This is a genomic window from Burkholderia sp. WAC0059 (genome assembly GCF_002870125.1).
Taxonomy (GTDB): domain Bacteria; phylum Pseudomonadota; class Gammaproteobacteria; order Burkholderiales; family Burkholderiaceae; genus Paraburkholderia.
Window position 1 is genome coordinate 77,428 of sequence record NZ_PNEO01000022.1, and the last position, 20,890, is coordinate 98,317.

Sequence of the window (20,890 nt, forward strand, 5' to 3'; positions counted from 1 at the left end):
ACGGGGGCCAGGAAGGCCCGCGGTCAGATCATCAGGGAGAATGCCATGCAACCGGCAGACGTACTGGCGTGCGATTCGCTCGCCGATTTACGACACCTCGAAACACTGAGCTTTCCGACGCCGTGGTCGGCGCGCGCTTTCGGCATCGTGCTCGCCGCGGCCGAGCGCGGACTGTTCTCGCTGCGCGAGTTTCAGCAGGCGCTTATCGTCGAGATCGGCGCTTACGAGCGTCAGGGCGGGCCGATCGACGGCGACGAAACCTACTATTCGCGCTGGGTCGCGGCGCTGACGACGCTGCTCGACGCGAAGGGCCTGGTGTCCCCGCCCGGCCTGCAGGCCGCCGAGCAGGGCGTTCGCGGCGCGTTCATGGCCGCCCATTCGCACGCGCACGGCGAGGGCGAGCCGCAACCCGTTTGCCGGGACGGTGGGCAATGAAGGTTCGCGGCACCCCCTACGATTTTCCGATCACGGGCGAGTTCGATCCGGCGATCACGGCGCTGGTCGTCGTCGACATGCAGCGGGACTTCTGCGATCCGCAGGGTTACATGGCCGCGCGCGGCGGCGACGTCTCGGCCGCGAAGGCGATCGTGCCGCGTATCCAGCAGGTGCGCGTGCGTGCGGCCGCGGCGGGACTGCGGATTATCCATACGAGAGAAGGGCACCGTGCCGACCTGTCCGACCTGCCCGAGAGCAAGCGCCTGAAAACCGCGCGCGCCGGCGCCGAAATCGGCAGCCGGGGTCCGCTCGGCCGGTTGCTGGTGCGCGGAGAGGCCGGCTGGCAGTTCATCGCGGAACTCGCTCCGCTGCCCGGCGAGATCGTCATCGACAAGCCCGGGACGGGCGCGTTTCACGGAACGGACCTGTACCACGTGCTGATCACGTCGGGCATTTCGAATCTGGTGCTGGTCGGCGTGACCACCGGCGTATGCATCACGTCGACCGCCCGCGAGGCGAGCGATCGCGGATTCAATGTGCTGGTTCTCGGCGATTGCTGCGCGGAGCCCGATCCCAAAGACCACGACATGGCCATGCACCTGCTGCAGATCGAAGGCGGCTACCTCGCGACGACGGCTACCTCGGCGGACTTCATTGCGCAACTGGCCGGGGGCGTGTCCTGATTGGCAGGTGCCATATCGGGCAGTGGGTGGAAGGGCGGGAGCCTGTCCGGCAGGGGCGTCGGCGGGGGCTGATCCAGGCGGCGTTCCGTGTCGCGTGGGAAAACACGTTGGTTTCGGCATTTTCCAGCAAGATACGGGCATTGGGCGTGTCCAGTCGGTCCGGCATGTCGTTCCCCGGGTGAAACTGCACGAGCCCTTATCAGAGGCGTTCCGCGACTACTCGCCGGGAGGGATCGTCCACGGGCCGCTTCCCTGCACGGAACGGGTCCAGACCGGCTGCTACCAGGTATCAGGTATTCCGCCGCGCCGTGACCTGTGGCAGCCTCCTGTATATCGACTAATCCTGTCCGGCGCCCCCCGATGCCCGTTTCCCGTCCCGACGGCGATCCGCTGCTTCCCGCTCCCCTGCTGATCGTCGAGGACGAATCGCTGATGCAGCTACGCCTGCGCCGCATCCTGGGCGAGGTGGGCTACCACGACGACATGCTGTCGTGCGCAGGCAGCATTGCCGAAGCCGAAGCGCTTCTCGCCACGCAACCGTTTGCGTTCGTGCTGGTCGACGTGGGGCTGCCCGACGGCAACGGCATCGACCTGATCCGCGACCTTCATGAGCGCGATGCCGCGCTTCCGCTTCTGGTAATCTCCGCGTGGAGCACCGAGGAGGTCATCGTCACGGCGCTGCAGGCAGGCGCCACGGGCTACCTGCTCAAGGAGCGCGACGACGTGGAAATCGCGCTGTCGATCCGCAGCGCGTTGCGGGGCGGGGCGCCGATCGATCCGTTCGTCGCGCGGCGCATCCTTGCCCTGCTGGCCCCTCCCGCCGTTCCAGCGCCGGTCATCTGTATTTCCCAGGGGACTCTCACGCCCCGCGAAACGGAAATTCTCACGATGGTCGGCAAGGGGCTGACCAATCGCGAGATTTCCGGAGCGCTGTCGCTGTCGAGGCTGACCGTCGAATGTCACGTCAAGAACATCTACAAAAAGCTTTCGGTGCATTCGCGTACGGAAGCGCTTTTCGAGGCGCGCCAGCGCGGTTTGCTGCCCTGATCGCCGCGTGGCTCGCGTCGGCGATCCTCGCGGTCGCCGCACACGCGGCCGAATCTCCCGCTTCCGCCTCTTCTTCCGCTGTCTCGCGCGCATTCGCCGTCGAGGCCGCCCCGTCCGGCTGGGACGCCGGGGAGCCGCCGGCGACCGGCTGGGTTCCCGTGGCGCTGCCGGACACCTGGAGCGCGCACTGGCCGCATCACGACGGCGTCGTGTGGTATCGCTTCACCTGGAATCAGGCCGACGCCTCGCAGCCCCTCGGGCTGATGGTCGAATACTGGAGCCTCGCCGGCGAGGCCTGGCTGAACGGCTCGCTGATCGCCCGCGATCCCAGTCTCACGGAACCGCTTACCCGTAGCTGGGACACGCCGCACTACTGGCTCCTGTCCGCGCCGCTGTTGCGTGCGGGCACGAACACGCTGCTCGTCCGGGTCTCGGGTCTCGCGGACTATCAGCCCGGCCTCGGGCCGGTCACGCTCGGCGCGCCTGCCGCCGTGCGGGCTGCATACGGACGCGAGCGGCTGCTGCGCCGCGACCTGCATCTGAGCGCGCTGGTGGAGACGGCCTCGCTGGGCGCGTTCTTCCTCGCGCTATGGCTGCTGCGCCGCCAGGAGGCAGCCTACGGCTGGTTCACGCTGATGTCCGGGGTATGGCTGCTCTATACCTCCAATCAATACGCCACGAGCCCCTGGCCGTTCCGGAGCACCGACCTGTACGAGCGCGTGAGCACGGTACTGATGCTGGCGTTCAGCGTGTGCTATGCGATGTTCCTGCTGCGTTTCGCCGAGCGGAGGCTGCCGCGCGTGGAAAAAGGCTTTGCGGCCGGGCTCGCGGTCGCCGCGGCGGCGATGTTCGCCGTGCCTCGCGGGGCCGTGGTGCCGGTGCGTTCGCTCATCGAGCTTGCCGGGTCCGCCATCTTCCTGTCGGCCTGCGTGCTGTTCGTGAAGTTCGCGTGGCGCAGCCCGCGTTTCGATTGCCGGATCCTGTCGTATTTCGTGGGCGTTTTCGTCGTGCCGCTCGTGCACGACATGCTGTCGGTGCTCGGGATACTGCATGACAACGTCTATTACGCGTCGATCTGCGCACAGCTTCTCACCGTCTGCATGGCGCTCGTGCTGGCCTGGCATTTCACCGCGAACCTGCGGCGCATCGAGCGGTTCAACGACGAGCTGGGCGCGACCGTGACGGCCGCGCGGGAGGAGCTGGCGCGGACCCTGCAGCACCAGCATGCGCTGGAGGTCGCCAATGCGCGGCTCGGAGAGCGGTTGAACCTCGCCCACGATCTGCACGACGGCTTCGGAGGCACGCTCGTCAGCGCGATCGCGACGCTCGAGCACAGTCCCGACGCGCTGCCGCCCGGGCGCTTCCTCGGCGTGCTCCGGGAACTGCGCGACGACCTGCGCATCATCATCGACGCGGCCTCGCGCGAGCAGCCGGAACGCACGTCGCTGGGCGACCTGCTGGGGCCGCTGAGGCACCGGATGATGCGGCTCTTCGAAAACCACGAGGTCGAATGCCGCTGGAACACGGCCGGGGCGGACGGCTGTCGCCTGGCCGGCACGCAGGCGGTGGACGTGATGCGGCTGCTGCAGGAGGCGCTGACGAACGTGCTCAGGCACAGCGGCGCGAGCCGCGTAGACATCGATCTGGGCATCGACGGCGCGTTCCTGCACCTGTCCGTGCGGGACAACGGCCGGGGCTTCGATCACGGTGCGCAGGGCGCACGGCAGGGCACGGGGCTGCAGAGCATGCGGGCACGTACGGTCCGCCTTGGCGGCACGCTGACGGTCACGTCCGGCAGCGGCGGCACGCAGGTGTCGGTGCGGTTTCCGGCTATGGACGGTATCGTGCAGGAACAGCGGGTCGACGTGACGGCCTGATCTCGCCTGCTTCTCGCCTGCTGGGTCGGGCGCGGAACCGCTACGCGGGCGATACAGAGGGCGCCGGCCGCCGCCTGGCCGCGAGAACGACGCTGCGAACGCCGCGCCGCGACCCGCGCCGGTCCCGGCGCGGCGTTCGATCTTGCCGCGGCCGCAAGCCCGACGATCGGCGATCCGGCCGATGGGCGCCGGCACCGCGTTCGCCCTGCCCGCGGGCGGGCGGCGCTGATCCCGGCCCACGGCGGCGCCGGACTGCGAGGGCTGCGTCGGCCCCTGCCATAGCGCGGCGCCTCGCGTGTGGCGATTGCGTGAACATTCCCTTTCTAACGGCATTCTGTCCAGGTAATTACCTGGTTCCTGGGATATCCAGGTACGGAACGTTGTTGCTAAATTCCCCCGTCATCCGGCGGTGAGCATCGCGCGGCACAGCGCAGGACGAACGCTGGCCGAAGACCCGCGAGCGCCACGCTCACACGCTGTCAGTCAACGGGGAATCCAATGAATGGGGCCTGGCGCGTCGTCTGGAACGCGAGTCACGGGGTATGGCAGGTCGCGTCGGAGCTGGCGCGGGGGCGCGGCACGCGTGGACGCGTTCGCTCGCGCGCCCGCAGGCTGGCCTGGTTCGCGCTGCTGCCGCTCGGCTTCCCGCTCGTCGCCGACGCGGCCGCGATCGGCGCGACGACGCTGCCGACCGGCGGCACGGTCGCGTCCGGCTCCGCGCGCATCAGCCAGAACGGCGCGACGCTCACGGTCAGCCAGCAGAGCGAGAACGCGTCGCTGAACTGGCAGCACTTCAATATCGGCAGCGCCGCCACAGTGGACTTCGTGCAGCCGAACGCGCAGTCGGTCGCGGTGAACCGGATCGCCGGCAATAGCGGCAGCGTGATCCTCGGCCACCTGAACGCGAACGGGCAGATCTACCTCATCAACCCGAACGGCGTGCTGTTCGGGCCGGGCGCGCAGGTGAACGTCGGCGCTCTGGTCGCGTCGACGCTCGACGTCGGCGACGATTCGATCGGCACCGGCACGCAGACCTTCAGCGGCGGCGGCACCGGCAGCGTCGAGAATCTCGGGACGATCAGGGCGGCGCCGGGCGGCTACGTCGCGCTGCTCGGCAACCGGGTGTCGAACGCAGGGACGATCCGCGCGCGACTCGGTACCGTCGCCCTGGCCGGCGGCAGCGCCGTCACGCTGGATTTCGCGGGCGACGGGCTGCTCAGCGTGCAGGTCGAGCGCAGCACCCTCGACGCGCTCGCGGCGAACGGCGGGCTGATCGAGGCGGACGGCGGCACCGTGCTGATGAGCGCCGGCGCGCAGGACGCGCTGCTCGAGAGCGCGGTCAACAACACCGGCGTGATCGACGCGCAGACGGTCCAGAACCGCAACGGCACGATCACGCTGCTCGCGGGCCGGCAGGCCGGATCGGTCGAGGTCGGCGGCACGCTCGATGCGAGCGCGCCGGACGGCGGCGACGGCGGCTCGGTCGAGACGAGCGGCGCCCAGGTGCAGGTCGAAAGCGGCGCGAAGATCACGACGGCCGCGCCGGGCGGCAAGTCCGGGACCTGGCTGATCGACCCGACCGACTTCACGATCAATGCGGGTAGCGCGGCGCAGACCGACAGCGGGATCGGCGCGAGCACGCTCGAGGCGGAGCTGGCGAGCGGCGACGTCGAAATCGAGACGTCCAGCGCGGGGAGCGGGAACGGCGACATCGACGTCGACGCCGCCGTGACCTGGAACGCGAACGCGACGCTGGTACTGGAAGCGGCGAACAACATCAACGTCAACGCGCCGATCAGCGTGAAGGGCATCAACCCGGAAGGGGCGGGGCTGATGTTGAACGCGGGCAACGACGTCAACGTCGACTCGACGATCAATGCGACCAACGCGGTGATCCAGTTTTATTACGGTTCGGGCGGCAACCTGAACGTCGGCATGAACGCGGGCGGCTTCACCGGGCAGGTGAACCTCGATGGCACCGATGTGCTGGTGATCAATGGGCAGAGCTACACGATCATCACGAGCCTCGGCACGGCCGACGACGCGAGTACGGGCGCGGCGACCCTGGAAGGAATCGCCTACTCGGGCAATCTGTCGGGATACTACGCGCTCGGCGGCAACCTCGACGCGAGCGCGACGAGTAGCTGGGGCGGCGGTTCGGGCTTCATTCCGATCGGCAGCTCGGGCGAATTCGACGGCGTGTTCGACGGGCTCGGCCACGTGATCAGCAACCTCACGGAGAACGGGACCGGCGACATCGACGAAGGCCTGTTCGGCCAGATCGCCGACGGCATCGTGCGCAACGTCGGCCTCGAGAACGCGACGGTGAGCGGCGCGGGCCTCGTGGGCGCGCTGGCGGGTTGGAACCATAACGGCCAGATCAGCAACGTCTGGACGACGGGAACGGTCACGGGGACGGGCTCGGGCGCCTACGACATCGGCGGTCTGGTGGGCTCCAACGGCGATACCGCCGGCAGCGGCGTCATCGACGACGCCTGGTCGTCGGCGACGGTCGCCGGCGGGTCCGGCAGCTACGGGGTCGGCGGGCTCGTCGGCGAGAACACCTATACCGGCACGATCAGCGACGCCTACGCGAGCGGCGCGGTGTCCGGCTACGGTTCCGTCGGCGGGCTCGTCGGCGGCAACACGGGCCAGGACATCACCGACGCGTGGGCGACCGGCAGCGTGTCGGGCACGCAGGACGTCGGCGGCCTCATCGGCAGCAACCAGTACGAGGGCGGCGTACTCGAGGACGTCTACGCGAGCGGCGCGGTGTCGGGCAACGAGTACGTCGGCGGGCTCGTTGGCGACAACTACGGCGTGCCGATCAGCGACGCGTACGCGACCGGCCCGGTGACGGGCACCGGCAGCAGCCCGCAGTATCTCGGCGGTCTCGTCGGCGACAACGAGGACGGCGGCACGATCAGCGATACGTATGCGAGCGGCGCGGTGACCGGCGGCGGCCAGTACGTCGGCGGCCTGCTCGGCTACAACGACACCACCGGGGGCGACAGCGCGATCTCCGGCAGCTACTGGGACACGACGGCCACGGGGCAGGGCGCGGCGATCGGCGGCGGCACCACGAGCGGCAGCGGGATCGGCACGACGGGGCTGACCACGCAGCAATGGTTCACGTCCGGTCCGGTCGCGAGCGGCGCGTGGAGCGCGTCGAACGGCTGGGCGGCCGGCTATCCGTATCCGGTGCTGAGCGCGTTGCCGTACATCGTGATCACCGGCGCCGGCACCGAAACCTACGGCAACACGGCGAGCCTCGCGGCGAGCGTCACGGCCGCGACCGACCCGAGCGGCAACGACGCGACGAGTCTCGTCGATACCTCGGACCTCGCGTGGATCGGTTCGGCGACGGGTACGAGCGACGTCGGCGGCGGCTATCTGCTCGGCGGCATCGGCGCGACGGCCGCCGGCTACCAGGTCGCCTACGACGGCGCGCTGACGGTCGAACCGGCCGCGCTGACGATCACCGCGTCGAACCAGTCGAAAACGTACGGGCAGAGCGCGAATCCCGGCACTACCGCGTTCACCGTCAGCGGCCTCGTGAACGGCGACGCGGTGACGGGCGTGACGCTGTCGAGCAGCGGCGCGGCGGCGACCGCGGACGCCGGCCAGTACGCGCTCGACGCGGCCGGCGCGACGGGCTCCGGCCTGTCGAACTACACGATCGCCTACGATGCGGGCACGCTGACGGTCGATCCCGCACCGCTGACCGTCGCCGCGAACGACGCGAGCGTGCCGTACAGCGGCGTCGCGTACCGCGGCGGCGACGGCGTCGCGTACCGCGGCTTCGTGAACGGCGAAACGCCGGCGGCGCTCGGCGGCACGTTGACCTATTCGGGCTCGTCGCAGGGCGCGGTCGCTGCGGGAACCTATGCGCTGATTCCCGGCGGCCTCGTGTCGGACAACTACACGATCGACTACGTCGGCGGCCAACTGACGATCGAGGCCGCTCCCCCGACGATCGGCGCGTTGAGTGTGGACAGCGTGTCGTTCGTCTCGGCGTCGTCCGCGCTCAGCTCGGCGCTTGCCTCGTCATCGACGATCGGTCCGGGCGTGGCGATCGGGGGCCTTTCGCTGATTGCCCTCAGCGCTTCGGTGGATGCGCATGCCGAGGTGGTCAATGTCGTACAGCCGATCGCCGGCAACGGCACGCTGCAGGTCGTCGACGGCGGCCTGAACCTGTCGGGCGTGACGCAGACCGACGCGAGCGTCGAGCACTCTTCATTCACTTCTTGGAGGCTCTCATGTCGGGCTTACTGATCCGGATGCGGCTCGGTCCGGCATGCGCGCGCGCGGCCGCGCTGCTGGCCGGCATGCTCGTCTGCGCGGCGAGCGCGTCGGGCGCTCCCGGCGCGGGCGGCCCCGTCGGCACGTTCGCGTACGTGCACGGCGCGGTGTCCGTGCAACCGTCCGGCGGCGCGAAGCATCCGGTCGCGCTGGGCGCGCCGGTCGACGATGGCGATACGGTCGAAACCGGCCCCGGCGCGGAGGCCGTGCTCGCCCTCGCGGACCACGAACGGATCTACCTGAAGCCCGGCACGCTGTACCGCCTCGACGACTATCACTTCTCGGCCGATCATCCCGCCGACAGCCATAGCGCGACGACGTTGCTGCAGGGCGGGCTGCGCGTGATCTCCGGGCTGATCGGCCATCAGGGCAACCCGGACGCGTTCGCGCTGAAGACGCAGCGGGCGACGATCGGGATTCGCGGCACCGAATGGTGGGTGCGCGACGATCCGGTTCCGGCCGCCGGCGGAGCAAGTGATGCCGGCGCCGCGGCGGGCGACGACTCGACATCGCACGAGAGTATCGGCGTTGCGCGCGGCGAGATCCACGTGAGCACCCCTACGTGGCAGCAGGACATCCCGGCCGGCTCGGGCACGATCCTGAGCGGCCGGCCCGGCGCGTTCGAGCTGCTGCCGGCGAGCGAGATTCCGGCGGTCACGCCGTCGGCCGCCGCGGCGGCCGCGTGCGAATGAGATGGCCGCGTCAAGCCGGGACGCGGGGAGCGCGCCGATGAAATCCGCTGCGTATCCGGACGCGCCGCGCGTATCGCTTCCGCCCGCGGCAAGCCTTTTTCCCGACGTCTGCGCGGGACTGCTGTCCGCGCTCGTCGCGCTGTGCTACTCGGTCGGCTATAGCGCGATGATCTTCAGCGGCTCGCTGGCCGGGTTCCTGTCGGCGGGGATGCCGGCGGTCCTGATCTGCTGCGTCGTCGCGGGACTCGTGATCGCGTGCGCGAGTTCGCTGCCGTTCGCGATCGGCGGCCCCGACTCGAACGCGGTCGCGATCCTCGTCGGCCTGACCACCGGCATCGCGGGCGCCGCGCGCGCGGACGGCGGTTCCGGTGCGACGGTGCTTGCGACCGTGCTGGCGGCGCTTGCGCTCGGCTCCGCGCTGACCGGCGCGATTCAGTACGCGCTGGGCGCCGCTCGGCGCAGCTCGGCGATCCAGTTTCTGCCGTTCCCCGTGCTCGGCGGCTTTCTCGGCGGCACCGGCTATCTGCTCGCGAGCGGCTCGTTCCGGATGCTGACCGGCACGGGCTTGCACTGGGACACGCTCGCTGCACTCGCCGCGGTGCCCTGGATCGAATGGCTGCCCGCCGTCGTGACCTGCGCGACGCTGCTGATCCTCGCGCGGCGCGTGCCGTCGATCGCGCTGCTGCCGGCCGGCCTCGGCACGGGCGCGCTCGTGTTCTTCGCGGGACTGCACGCCGGCGGCATGCCGCTCGCCGCCGCCCATCGCCTCGGGCTCCTGTTCGACGCGGCGCCGCTCGGCGCGCTCAACCTGCCCGAGCGGCTCTCGCCCGGCCTCGTCGACTGGCGCGCGCTCGCCGTGCATCTGCCGGAGTTCGTCGTGCTCGCGGTCGTCGCCTCGATCACGATCCTGCTGAACGTGAGCAGCCTGGGCCTCGCAGCCGGCAAGGACATCGACCTCGACCGCGAGCTGCGCGCGGCCGGCATCGCGAACCTGCTGTCCGCGCTCTCGGGCGGCATCGTCGGCTACCAGTCGCTGAGCCGCTCGCTGCTGAACCTGCGCGCGGGCGCGACCGGCCGCGCGAGCGGTCTTGCCTGCGCGCTCGGCTGCCTCGCGGCGATCGCGTGCGCGCCCGCGCTGATCGGCTGGCTGCCCAAGCCGGTGCTGATCGGCCTGCAGTTCTATCTCGCGATCGGGCTCCTGCGCGAATGGCTGATCGCCGCCTACGCGAAACTGAGCCTGTCCGAATACCTGCTGATCCCGCTGATCGTCGTCGTGATCGCGGTGTGGGGCGTGGTCGCCGGCGTCGGGCTCGGGATCGTCGCCGCGTGCGTGCTGTTCGTGCTCAGCTACAGCCGGATCAGCGCGGTGCGCAGCGAGTTCGACGGGATGAGCCGGCACTCGAACGTCGAGCGCTCGATCGACGACCTCGCGCTGCTGAACGCGTCCGCGGACCAGGTAGTGGGCCTGTGCCTGCAGGGCTTCCTGTTCTTCGGCACCGCGAGTTCGGTATTGCAGCGGCTGCGCGGGCGGCTCGCCGCGCGGCCTCCGCGCGCGGACGCGCCGCGTTTCGTCGTGGTCGACTTCGCGCAGATCGACGGGCTCGACGCGTCCACGTCGCTGACGTTCCGCCGGCTGCGGCAGTACTGCGAAGCGAACGGCATCGCGCTGGTGCTGACCGCGCTGCCGGAGCCGGCCGGCGAGATGCTCGCGCGCGCGGGCGGCCCGGACGCTGCGCCGCGGCGTTTCGCCGATCTCGACGGCGGCCTCGAATGGGTAGAAGAGCAATTGCTCGCGGTGCTCAAGCCGTCGCCGCAGCCCGGCGAGCCGAACCTGCGCTCGGTGCTGCATCCGCATTTCAGCGCGGCGGCGCTCGACGACCTCGACGCGCGCCTCGAGCGGCGCGACCTGGCTGCCGGCGAGACGCTGTTCCGGCGCGGCGATCCGGGCGACGCGGTGTATCTGGTCGAGCGCGGGCGCGTGACGGTCTCGCTGCCGCTCGACGACGCTCGCGTGCTGCGGCTGCGTTCGTACGGCGGCGGCACGATCGTCGGCGAGATGGCGCTCTATACGCAGCAGCCGCGCAGCGCCGACGTGCGCGCGGACTGCGCGACGCGGGTGTGCCGGTTGTCGCTCGACGCGCTGCAGCGGCTCGAGATCGAGGTGCCGGGGACCGCGCGCGAGTTCCACCGTTTCGTGGTGCGCGTGCTCGCGTCGCGGTTGTCGGCCGCGAACGACGCATTGCGGGCGCTGCATTGAACGCGCGACGGAGCGAGCCGTGAAACGACGCGTCCTGCGCTGGGGCGGCGGCATCGCGCTACTGCTCGTGCTGCTCGGGCACGCAGCCGGCTATTACCCGCTGTGGTTCGTCGATTCGTTCGACAACCTGATCTACGACACGCGGCTGCGGATGACGATGCCCGGCACGCCCGCCGATCAGATCGCGATCGTCGACATCGACGAGAAGAGCCTCGCCGAGGTCGGCCGCTGGCCGTGGAGCCGCGACCGGATGGCGGAACTGGTCGGCAAGCTGTTCGATCGCGACGGCGCGGCGCTGGTCGGTTTCGACATCGTGATGCCGGAGCCGGACCACAGCTCGGGCCTCGCCTCGCTCGACGCGCTCGCGCGCGGGCCGTTGCAGCGCGATGCCGCGTACCGGAGCGCGCTCGACGGACTGCGCGGACGGCTCGACTACGACGCGCGCTTTGCGCGCGCGCTCGACGGCAAGCCGGTCGTGCTCGGCTACTACTTCGGCGTGGGCGCGGCGCCGAGCGGCCTGCTGCCGGCGCCGCTCGCGCTGCCGGCGGGCGCCGGCGCGTCCGCGCTCGCGGACTGGCCTGGTTATGGTGCCAATTTGCCGGCGTTCCAGCGGGCGGCGGCGGACGGCGGGTTCTTCAATCCGGTCGTCGATTTCGACGGTAGCGTGCGGCGCGTCGCGCTGCTCGCGCGGCACGGCGGGCAGGTCTACGAATCGCTGTCGCTGGCGATGGTGCGCGCGCTGCTCGGCGAGCCGGCGGTGTCGCTCGACTACGGCGCGGGCGACGCGTCGAAGGCCGCGCCGGGCGCCGCGCTCGAGGCGATCGAGCTGAAGACGCCCGGCGGCACGCTGCGCATTCCGGTCGATGCGCACGGGGCGGCGCTCGTTCCGTACCGCGGCTACGCGCGCAGCTTCCGCTACGTGTCGGCGAGCGACGTCCTTGCCGACCGCGTGCCGCCTTCGCAGTTGCAGGGGCGCATCGTGCTGGTCGGCACGAGCGCGCCGGGTCTCGTCGATCTGCGCTCGACGCCGGTCGGCCGCGCGTATCCGGGCGTCGAGATCCACGCGAACCTGATCGAGGGCATGCTCGACGGCACAGTCCCGCACGCGCCCGGCTACACGAACGCGGCGCAGGTCGTCGCGCTGCTCCTGGCCGGCATGCTGATGATCTTCGCCTTCCCGTGGCGCCGGCCGCTGCTCGCGACGCTCGCGAGCGCGCTGCTGCTCGCCGCGCTCGTCGCCGGCGACCTCGCGCTGTGGCGCTACGCGAACTGGGCGCTGCCGCTCGCGAGCGCCGTCGTCCTGACCGTCGGACTGTTCGTCTGGAACATGTCGCTCGGCTATTTCACCGAATACCGGACGCGCCGCCAGTTCGCCGACCTGTTCGGCCAGTACGTGCCGCCGGAGCTGGTTGCCGAGATGAGCCGCCAGCCAGACCGCTACAGCATGCAGGGGCGGCGCGCGGAACTGACGGTGCTGTTCTCCGACGTGCGCGGGTTCACGACGATTTCCGAAGGGCTCGAGCCGGAGGCGCTCGCGCACCTGATGAACGAATACCTCGACGCGATGACCGCGGTGGTCCGGCAGCAGCGCGGCACGCTCGACAAGTACATTGGCGACGCGATCATGGCGTTCTGGGGCGCGCCGCTCGCGAGCGACGCGCATGCGCGCGACGCCGTGCTGACCGCGCTCGGGATGCAGGCCGCGCTGCCCGCGTTGAACCGGCGCCTCGCCGCGCGCGGCTGGCCCGAGCTCGAAATCGGCGTCGGGCTGAACACCGGGCCGATGACCGTCGGCGACATGGGCTCGGCGGTGCGCAAGGCGTACACGGTGATCGGCGATGCGGTGAACCTCGCGGCGCGGCTCGAAGGCGTGACGAAGTTCTACGGCGTCGGGATCGTCGCCGGCGAGGCGACGCGCGCGGCCGCGCCGGAGATCGCGTGGCGCGAGCTCGATCTCGTGCGGGTCAAGGGCAAGAGCGAGCCGGTGGCGATCTACGAGCCGCTCGGCGAGGCGGCGGCGCTCGCGCCGGCCGTGCGGGACGAACTCGAGCGCTGGCACGGCGCGCTTGAGCGGTATCGCGCGCGCGACTGGCAGGGCGCGGCCGGGTGCGTGGCCGAGCTCGCGGCCGCACACCCGGCCAGCCGGTTCTATGCGCTGTGGCGCGAGCGGATCGCCGCGTTGCTGAACGCCGGCGAGCCCGCGCCCGATTGGGACGGCGTCCATCTGTTCGAGACCAAGTGAGGCGCGGATGAAAGTCACGGTGTTGGGGTGCAGCGGCGGGATCGGCGCGGGCCGCGCAGGCGCGCGCACGACGGCGCTGCTCGTCGACGACGACATGCTGATCGACGCCGGCACGGGCGTCGGCGATCTCGGCCGCGAGGCGCTCGCGCGGATCGACCGCGTCTTCGTCACCCACACGCATATCGATCACGTCGCCTGCCTGCCGCTGATCATGGACGCGGTCGGCGAGCGCCGCGCCGCGCCGCTCGTCGTCCACTGCACGCGCGACACCGAGGCGGCACTGCGCGAGCACCTGTTCAACGACCGGCTGTGGCCGGACTTCACGCGGATTCCCGACGCGGCGCGGCCGTTTCTGCGCTTCGCCGCGCTCGAGGTCGGCGAGCCCGTTGCCTGCGATCACCCGGTGCACGGCGCGCGCACGATCGTCGCGCTGCCGGCCGAGCATACGGTGCCGGCGGTCGGCTATCGGCTCGACGGCGCGCGCGGCAGCCTCGCGTTCAGCGGCGACACGACCGTCTGCGGCGCGTTCGCGGATGCGCTCGCGCGGATCGGGTCGCTGCGCCACCTGATCGTCGAGACCGCGTTTCCCGACGCGCAGCGCGATCTCGCGCGCGCGTCGAAGCACCTGTGTCCGAGCCTGCTCGCCGAACTGCTCGCGGCCGAAGACCCGCGTTTCGAACTATGGATCACGCACATCAAGCCCGGCGCCGAGCGCGAGACGATGCGGGAGAACCGCGCGCTGCTGCGCCGCTTCCGTCCGAAGCGGCTCGCGCGCGGGCACGTGTTCGACTTCTAGCCCTCCCGTTCTCCGATCCGCCCGCGACGACCGCCGGGCCCCTTCGCTACTCCGACACCATGACCTACGCGCTTCGACCTGCCAGCCGCCGCCTGGCCGCCGCGACGTCCTTCCTGACGACGCTGTTCGCATCGGCCGCGCACGCGGCCGGGCCCGCGCTGCCCGGCGCCGGCACGATCCTCCAGCAGGTGCAGCCGCCGCTCGCGCCGAGCCCCGCCGGCACGAACGCGCCGGGCCTCGAGGTCGCGCCGCCGGCGCCGCCCGGCGCGTTGCCGGAAAGTCCGGCGTTCCGCGTCGAGCGCATCGAGATCGCGGGCAACACGCGGATCGACACCGCGACGCTGCACGCGCTCGTCGCCGGTGCGGAAGGCCAGGACCTGATGCTCGCGGACCTGGGCGAACTGGGCCAGCGCATCGCCGACTACTATCACGCGCACGGCTACCCGCTCGCGCGCGCGGTGATTCCGCCGCAGACGGTGCGCGACGGCATCGTGCGCATCGACGTGATCGAGGCGCGCTACGGGCAGGTCGTGCTGAGCAACCGCAGCCGCGTGCTCGACGGGCTGCTGTCGGCGACGCTCGATGGCCTGCGGGGCGGCACGGTGGTCGCGCAGGCGCCGCTCGACCACAACCTGCTGCTGCTGTCCGACATTCCGGGCACGACGATCCACGCGACGCTGAAGCCCGGCGCGACGACCGGCACGTCGGATCTGATGGTGGACGTCGCGCCGACGCCGTTCGTCATCGGCAGCGTGGCGGCCGACGACGACGGCGAGCGCTACACCGGCCGTGCCCGGGTGAGCGCGACGGTGAACCTGATCGATCCGCTGCACCTCGGCGACGTGTTCAGCGCGAGCGCGATGACGTCCGGCCGCGACATGAACTATGGCCGGCTCGCCTACGAGGCGCTGCTCGACGGGATCGGCACGCGCGCGGGCGCGTCGTGGTCGGCACTCGACTACCGGCTCGGCAATGCGTTCTCGGCGCTCGACGCGCACGGCACCGCGCAGGTCGCGAGCCTGTGGCTGAAGCAGCCGCTGATACGCTCGCGCGCGCTGGACGTGAACGCGCAGCTCCAGTACGACCATCTGCAACTGAACGACGACATCGACGCGAGCGCGACACAGACGCACCGGCATCTGGACACGATGACCGCGAGCGTGTCCGGCGACCTGCGCGACGGCTGGCTCGGCGGTGGCGTGAACGCATGGAACGCGAGCTGGATGTACGGGCACGTCGGCTTCGATGGCGCGACGGACGAGGAGGCCGACGCGGCGCTCGCCGGCACGCAGGGCACGTTCTCGAAGGGGGACGTGAGCGCGACGCGGCTGCAGGCCCTCGGGCCTCGCGACGCCCTCTATCTCGCGTTGACGGGGCAGTGGGCGAGCACCAATCTCGACGCGTCGCAGCAGTTGCTGGTCGGCGGCGCGGACACGGTGCGCGCGTACGACGCGAACGCGATTGGCGGCGATTCCGGCTACCTCTTCACCGCCGAGTACCGGCATACGTTCGCGCTGCCGTGGTATGGGCAATGGCAGGCCATTGCGTTCTTCGACGGCGCGCACGTCAAGGTGGACGAGACTCGCTACGCGGCCGGCGAGAACATTGCGAATCTCGCGGGCGTCGGCGTCGGACTGAACTGGGCCGGGCCGGACCGGATCGCCGTGTCGGCGTCGCTCGCGACGCCGCTCGGCGGGCGTCCGGAACTGGCCGGCAGCACGTCGTCGGTGCGGCTGTGGGCGCAGGTGAGCAAGGGGTTCTGACGCGCCCGGGCCGTCGGCGCGCCGGTTGCCGGCCGCCTTTCGCGTGGCTGATGGCGGCGCGCGGTCTACCAGGCTCCTGGGATCGACAGTCCGATTGCGGCCCCTTAGGCTTTCGTCCAAACCAATCGGGGGCGACCACCCCGATATTCGATCGAAACATCGCATAGTCGGGCTGCCGGAGCGTCGCGCGCAAAGCGGACGACCAGGCGACTCGCGAGCCACGGGCGGGGAAAGGACCGGATGAATCGCATCTATCGTGTGATATGGAACGCCAGCCAGGGGATGTGGCAGGCAGTATCGGAACTCGCGCGCGCACACGGCAAGAACGGCGGCAGCGGCGCTCGCCGCGAAGTCCGCCCGGCGCTCGGCGCGCTGACGCTCGCGGTAACGGCCGCCGTCGCGGCGATGGGGCCCGGGGTGGCGCGGGCGCAGTCTTCTCCCGGGGTGACGTGGACGAGCGGAGATCTGACGATCGACAGCAGCGGGGCGATCACCTCGGGAAACTATTCCACCAGTCAGACGAATAACACCGGTGTCCTGGTTGGGTCTTCGGTTGTCACGCTGACGAACAGCGGCGCGATTTACGGCGTGGCGGCAGGCATCGGCAACACCGGGACGATCGCCGCGGTGATCAACGAGACCGGCGCGGCGATCACCGGCGACACTGTCGGCGTCGGGATTCTCAACAACGGAACCGGTAGCAGCGCGCTGGCGACGATCGGCACGCTCGGCAACAGCGGTTCGATCAGTTCGGTGAACAACGGCCGGTACGGCCTGATCGGCGGCGCGACCGTGGGGACGGCGCTCAGCAACAGCGGCGCGATTAGTGTGCTGACGAACAGCGGCACGATCACCGGCACGGTTACGGGGGTTGCCAACACCGGATCGAGCAGTGCGCTGGCGACGATCGGCGCTCTCGCGAACAGCGGTTCGATCAGTGCGGTAAGCAACGGCGAGTACGGCGTGATCGGCGGCGCGGCCGCGGGGACGGCGCTCGCCAACAGCGGCACGATCGGCATGCTGACGAATGACGGCACGATCACGGGCACGGCATACGGGATCGTCAACACCGGCGTGAGCGGTACGCTGGCGACGATCGGCTCGCTCGAGAACAGCGGTTCGATCAGTTCGGTGAGCAACGGCCAGTACGGCGTGATCGGCGGCACGGCCGTGGGGACGGCGCTCGGTAACAGCGGCACCATCGGCATGCTGACGAACGGCGGCCTGATCTCCGGCGTCGGCGTCGGCATCCTGAATTCCGGCACGATCGGCACGCTGATGAACAGCGGCACGATCGTTGCCGGTCCTTATACTTATGGCCTGGTCAACGAGTATGGCGGCGAGACGGAAAACGGCGCGCTAGTGGGCGGCACGATCGGCACGTTGTCCAATACCGGCCTGATCTCCGGCCCCAGCGGAATCGGCATCCGCAACGCGGGCGAAATCGCGCAACTGGACAACGCCGCCGGCGCGACCATTTCCGGGGGGGAGGTGGGTATCGAGAACACAGGTTTCTTCGGTGTAGCCGTCGGCACCATCGGCACGCTGTCGAATGCCGGCCTGATCTCTGCCGACGGCAGCTACGGCATCCTGAATTCCGGCATGATCGGCACGCTGATGAACAGCGGCACGATCGTTTCCGGTCCCTATGGCCTGATCAACGAGTATGGCGGCGAGACGGAAAACGGCGCGCCAGTGGGCGGCACGATCGGCACGTTGTCCAATACCGGCCTGATCTCCGGCACCAGCGGAATCGGCATCCGCAACGCGGGCGAAATCGCGCAACTGGACAACGCCGCCGGCGCGACCATTTCCGGGGGGGGGATGGGTATCCAGAACGCAGGTTTCGGTGTAGACGTCGGCACCATCGGCATGCTGACGAACGGCGGCCTGATCTCCGGCGGCAGCTACGGCATCCTGAATCCCGGCATGATCGGCACGCTGATGAACAGCGGCACGATCGTTGCCGGTCCTTATGGCCTGATCAACGAGTATGGCGGCGAGACGGAAAACGGCGCGCTAGTGGGCGGCACGATCGGCACGTTGTCCAATACCGGCCTGATCTCCGGCACCAGCGGAATCGGCATCGGCAACGCGGGCGAAATCGCGCAACTGGACAACGCCGCCGGCGCGACCATTTCCGGGTCGCCGGCGATCGACAACGCGGCCGTCGGCAACATCGGCACGCTGGCGAACGGCGGTCTGATCTCCGGCAGCGTCGGTATCCTGAACACCGGCACGATCGGCAACCTGACGAATAGCGGCACGATTGCCGGCACGATGAGCGCGGGGGTCAGGAACGCGACGTACACGTTCGGCACGCCGGCTGCCACGACCACGCTCGGCGCGATCGGCATACTGACGAACACCGGCACGATCTCCGGCATGAAGACCGGCGTCGGCAACGCCGGCACGATCGGCACGCTGTCGAATGCCGGCCTGATCTCCGGCGCCGAGAGCGGGATCGGCAACACCGGCACGATCGGCACGCTGACGAACAGCGGCACGATCGAAAGCGCATCCGGCAACGGCCTGTTCAACAACGGCGGGACGATCGGCACGCTGGTCAACAGCGGCACGATCACCGGCGACGCGAACGCGATCAGCCTGTACGGCGGGTCGCTCGGCGTGATCGAGAACACCGGCGTGATCGCCGGCAACATCGAGAACAATTCCGCCGGCGACCTGACGATCGCCGGCGGCACCGGCACCGTGTTCGGCACGCTGACCGGCTATGGCGGCGGCACGACGGTCGGCACGATCGGCAACACCGAATCGAACGTCGTGTTCGCATCGGGCAACGAACTGCTGAACGACGACATCGACGTCGGCAGCTACGCGGTGAAGAATACCGGCGGGGTGCTGCAGGTGAACCAGCCGGTGACGATCACGGGCGACTACAGCCAGTCCGCCGCCGCGACGCTGCAGATCGGCGTCGCGGGCTCCGCGTCGACGCAAGGCTCGATCGCGACGGACAGCGGCTACGGCCGGCTCGTCGTGACCGGCGACTCGACGATCGCGCAGGGTTCGAGCGTCACGCTGCAGTCGAACGGCTATGCGTTCGCGGCCGGCCAGCGCTACGTCGTCGTCGATACCGCGGGCACCGCGAACTACGGCGGCGCGACGAGCGTCGGCAGCAGCGCGAGCGGCCTGGCCTACTCGATGAACGGCTATACGGGCACCGTGACCGGCTCGGTCGTCGCGAACGGCGCGAACAAGGACCTCGTGCTGAACGTCGAAAGCGCGACGGTGGACCAGACGTCGTCGTCCGGGTCGCCGGGTTCGTCCGGCTCGACGGGGTCGTCGGGCTCGACGACGGGTTCGTCATCGTCGGGCTCGTCCCCGGCGGGTTCGTCGTCCTCCGGCGCGACCGCGGAGAACGATCCCGCGACGGCGCCGGACGCCCGCTCGGCGCTGGGCGGCCTGTTTGCCTACACCGGTATCAGCAACCCGCGGTTGTTGAACCTCTACGATGCGGTGCTCGGCGATCTGTCGGGCGGCTCGTCCGCGGCCGCGAACAGTATCGGCCGGCAGCTCGGCCCGGTGCAGACGAGCGGCGCGGCGGCCGTGCCGACGTTCGATGCGCTCGGTGTCGTCAGCTCGCACGTCGATGCGCTGCGCACCGCGCAGGCCGAGGGCGCGACCGGCGTCTCGACCGGCGATGCGCCCGCGCAGTGGAACGTCTGGGGGCAGGGCTACGGCGGCCATGCGAGCCAGGGCGAGCGTGACGACGTGGACGGCTACAGCGCGGACTACGGCGGGCTGCTGGTCGGCGCGGACCGCGGGGTCGGCGAGCGCTGGCGCGTCGGCGGCGTGTTCAGCTACAGCAACACGTCGATCAACGGCAGCAGCGACAACTCGGGCGATCACGCGACCGTGAACAACTACGGGCTGATCGGCTATGCGGGCTACACGGGCAACCCGTGGTACGTGAACCTGTCGGCGGCGATTTCGCAGCAGGAGTACGACACGACGCGACAGATCGATCTCACGGGTATCTCGGGGGCGGCGAGCGGCCACTTCGACGGCCAGCAGTACGTCGCGCGCGCCGAGGCGGGCTGGCCGCTTGCGGTGTACGGAGCGACGCTCACGCCGGTGGCGAGCCTGACCTACAGCTACCTGCACCAGGGCGACTATACGGAGAGCGGCGGCGACGGCGCGGCGCTCGACGTCGGTTCGAGCCACGTGAATTCGGTGCGCAGCGGGCTCGGGTTCAGGCTGTCGAAGGGCTTCGAGACGCGCTATGGCGAGATCGTGCCGGACCTGCAGGTGCAGTGGCTGCACGAGTACGACCACGACCGGCAGCTAACCGGCGCGAGCTTCGCGGGCGATCCGACCGGCCAGACCGCGTTCACGACGGTCGGGGCGACGCCGGTGTCCGACCTCGCGGACGTCTCGATCGGCGCGACGCTGTTGCGCGCGAATAACCTGAGCCTGTCGGTGCGCTATGAACTGCAGGCCGGCGGGGGCTTCGTGTCGCAAACCGGCATCCTGCGGTTGCAGCAGCAGTTCTGACGAACCGTTTCTGCAAACCATTCCGGTTCGACGGACGATCTTGCCCGGTGGCGGCCGCGGCATCGTATCGTCGGCATTTTTCGTGTGCGGCCGCGTGACTTCTGTACCCATGTCCAACGACGCCAGTTCTCCTGCGTTGAACATATCCGAGGCACTGGCGCGAGCGCAGGCACACTGGAACGCGGGCCAGGCGGACGAGGCCGAGCAGTGGTGCCAGCGGGTGCTGTCGGCGTGGCCGGGCCAGGCCGACGCGCTGCACCTGCTGGGGCTGATGGCGCACG

The 20,890-nt window shown here is 70.1% G+C and carries 12 protein-coding genes; all 12 read left to right on the forward strand.

All coding sequences use genetic code 11. The features are described 5' to 3' along the window. Positions 1–45: 45 nt before the first annotated feature. Positions 46–435 carry a nitrile hydratase accessory protein gene (locus CY652_RS20275; protein ID WP_102132512.1) on the forward strand — a complete coding sequence of 130 codons (390 nt, stop codon included), beginning with the start codon at positions 46–48 and terminating at the stop codon, positions 433–435. Beyond that, the gene (locus CY652_RS20280) at positions 432–1,118 is read left to right on the forward strand and encodes a cysteine hydrolase family protein (protein ID WP_102132513.1); all 687 of its coding nucleotides are present in this window, start codon (positions 432–434) and stop codon (positions 1,116–1,118) included. The genes CY652_RS20275 and CY652_RS20280 overlap by 4 nt, the downstream gene beginning before the upstream one ends. Positions 1,119–1,478: 360 nt before the next feature. Then, complete coding sequence (locus tag CY652_RS20285) at positions 1,479–2,165, forward strand: response regulator (RefSeq protein WP_102132514.1); 687 nt, start codon at positions 1,479–1,481, stop codon at positions 2,163–2,165. A gap of 158 nt (positions 2,166–2,323) precedes the next feature. After that, a complete protein-coding gene (locus tag CY652_RS20290; RefSeq protein ID WP_180970699.1) occupies positions 2,324–4,042 on the forward strand; it encodes a sensor histidine kinase in 1,719 nt (572 codons plus the stop codon). A 498-nt stretch (positions 4,043–4,540) separates the two neighbouring features. After that, positions 4,541–8,317, forward strand: coding sequence for a two-partner secretion domain-containing protein (locus CY652_RS20295; RefSeq protein WP_102132516.1), 3,777 nt, complete (start codon positions 4,541–4,543; stop codon positions 8,315–8,317). Further along, positions 8,302–9,036 carry a FecR family protein gene (locus tag CY652_RS20300; protein WP_146010163.1) on the forward strand — a complete coding sequence of 245 codons (735 nt, stop codon included), beginning with the start codon at positions 8,302–8,304 and terminating at the stop codon, positions 9,034–9,036. The genes CY652_RS20295 and CY652_RS20300 overlap by 16 nt, the downstream gene beginning before the upstream one ends. A 37-nt stretch (positions 9,037–9,073) precedes the next feature. Next, positions 9,074–11,293, forward strand: coding sequence for a SulP family inorganic anion transporter (locus tag CY652_RS20305; protein WP_102132518.1), 2,220 nt, complete (start codon positions 9,074–9,076; stop codon positions 11,291–11,293). Positions 11,294–11,312: 19 nt separating this feature from the next. After that, positions 11,313–13,535 (forward strand): CHASE2 domain-containing protein, encoded by a 2,223-nt coding sequence (locus CY652_RS20310; protein ID WP_102132519.1) that lies wholly within the window; start codon positions 11,313–11,315, stop codon positions 13,533–13,535. Positions 13,536–13,542: 7 nt separating this feature from the next. Continuing rightward, entirely contained in the window at positions 13,543–14,331 is a 789-nt protein-coding gene (locus CY652_RS20315; RefSeq protein WP_102132520.1) for a 3',5'-cyclic-nucleotide phosphodiesterase, read from the forward strand. 59 nt (positions 14,332–14,390) lie between these two features. Then, entirely contained in the window at positions 14,391–16,094 is a 1,704-nt protein-coding gene (locus CY652_RS20320; protein ID WP_180970700.1) for a ShlB/FhaC/HecB family hemolysin secretion/activation protein, read from the forward strand. A gap of 240 nt (positions 16,095–16,334) precedes the next feature. Next, positions 16,335–20,609 (forward strand): autotransporter domain-containing protein, encoded by a 4,275-nt coding sequence (locus tag CY652_RS20325; RefSeq protein WP_102132522.1) that lies wholly within the window; start codon positions 16,335–16,337, stop codon positions 20,607–20,609. Positions 20,610–20,718: 109 nt separating this feature from the next. Beyond that, on the forward strand, positions 20,719–20,890 hold a 172-nt coding region (locus CY652_RS20330; RefSeq protein ID WP_146010164.1), incomplete at its 3' end, for a tetratricopeptide repeat protein.

Coding starts and splice junctions, on each gene's coding strand:
- CY652_RS20325 (WP_102132522.1), top strand. CDS start 16,335: ATGAATCGCATCTATCGTGTGATATGGAACGCCAGCCAGGGGATGTGG.
- CY652_RS20300 (WP_146010163.1), top strand. CDS start 8,302: ATGTCGGGCTTACTGATCCGGATGCGGCTCGGTCCGGCATGCGCGCGC.
- CY652_RS20295 (WP_102132516.1), top strand. CDS start 4,541: ATGAATGGGGCCTGGCGCGTCGTCTGGAACGCGAGTCACGGGGTATGG.
- CY652_RS20315 (WP_102132520.1), top strand. CDS start 13,543: ATGAAAGTCACGGTGTTGGGGTGCAGCGGCGGGATCGGCGCGGGCCGC.
- CY652_RS20280 (WP_102132513.1), top strand. CDS start 432: ATGAAGGTTCGCGGCACCCCCTACGATTTTCCGATCACGGGCGAGTTC.
- CY652_RS20305 (WP_102132518.1), top strand. CDS start 9,074: ATGAAATCCGCTGCGTATCCGGACGCGCCGCGCGTATCGCTTCCGCCC.
- CY652_RS20285 (WP_102132514.1), top strand. CDS start 1,479: ATGCCCGTTTCCCGTCCCGACGGCGATCCGCTGCTTCCCGCTCCCCTG.
- CY652_RS20275 (WP_102132512.1), top strand. CDS start 46: ATGCAACCGGCAGACGTACTGGCGTGCGATTCGCTCGCCGATTTACGA.
- CY652_RS20320 (WP_180970700.1), top strand. CDS start 14,391: ATGACCTACGCGCTTCGACCTGCCAGCCGCCGCCTGGCCGCCGCGACG.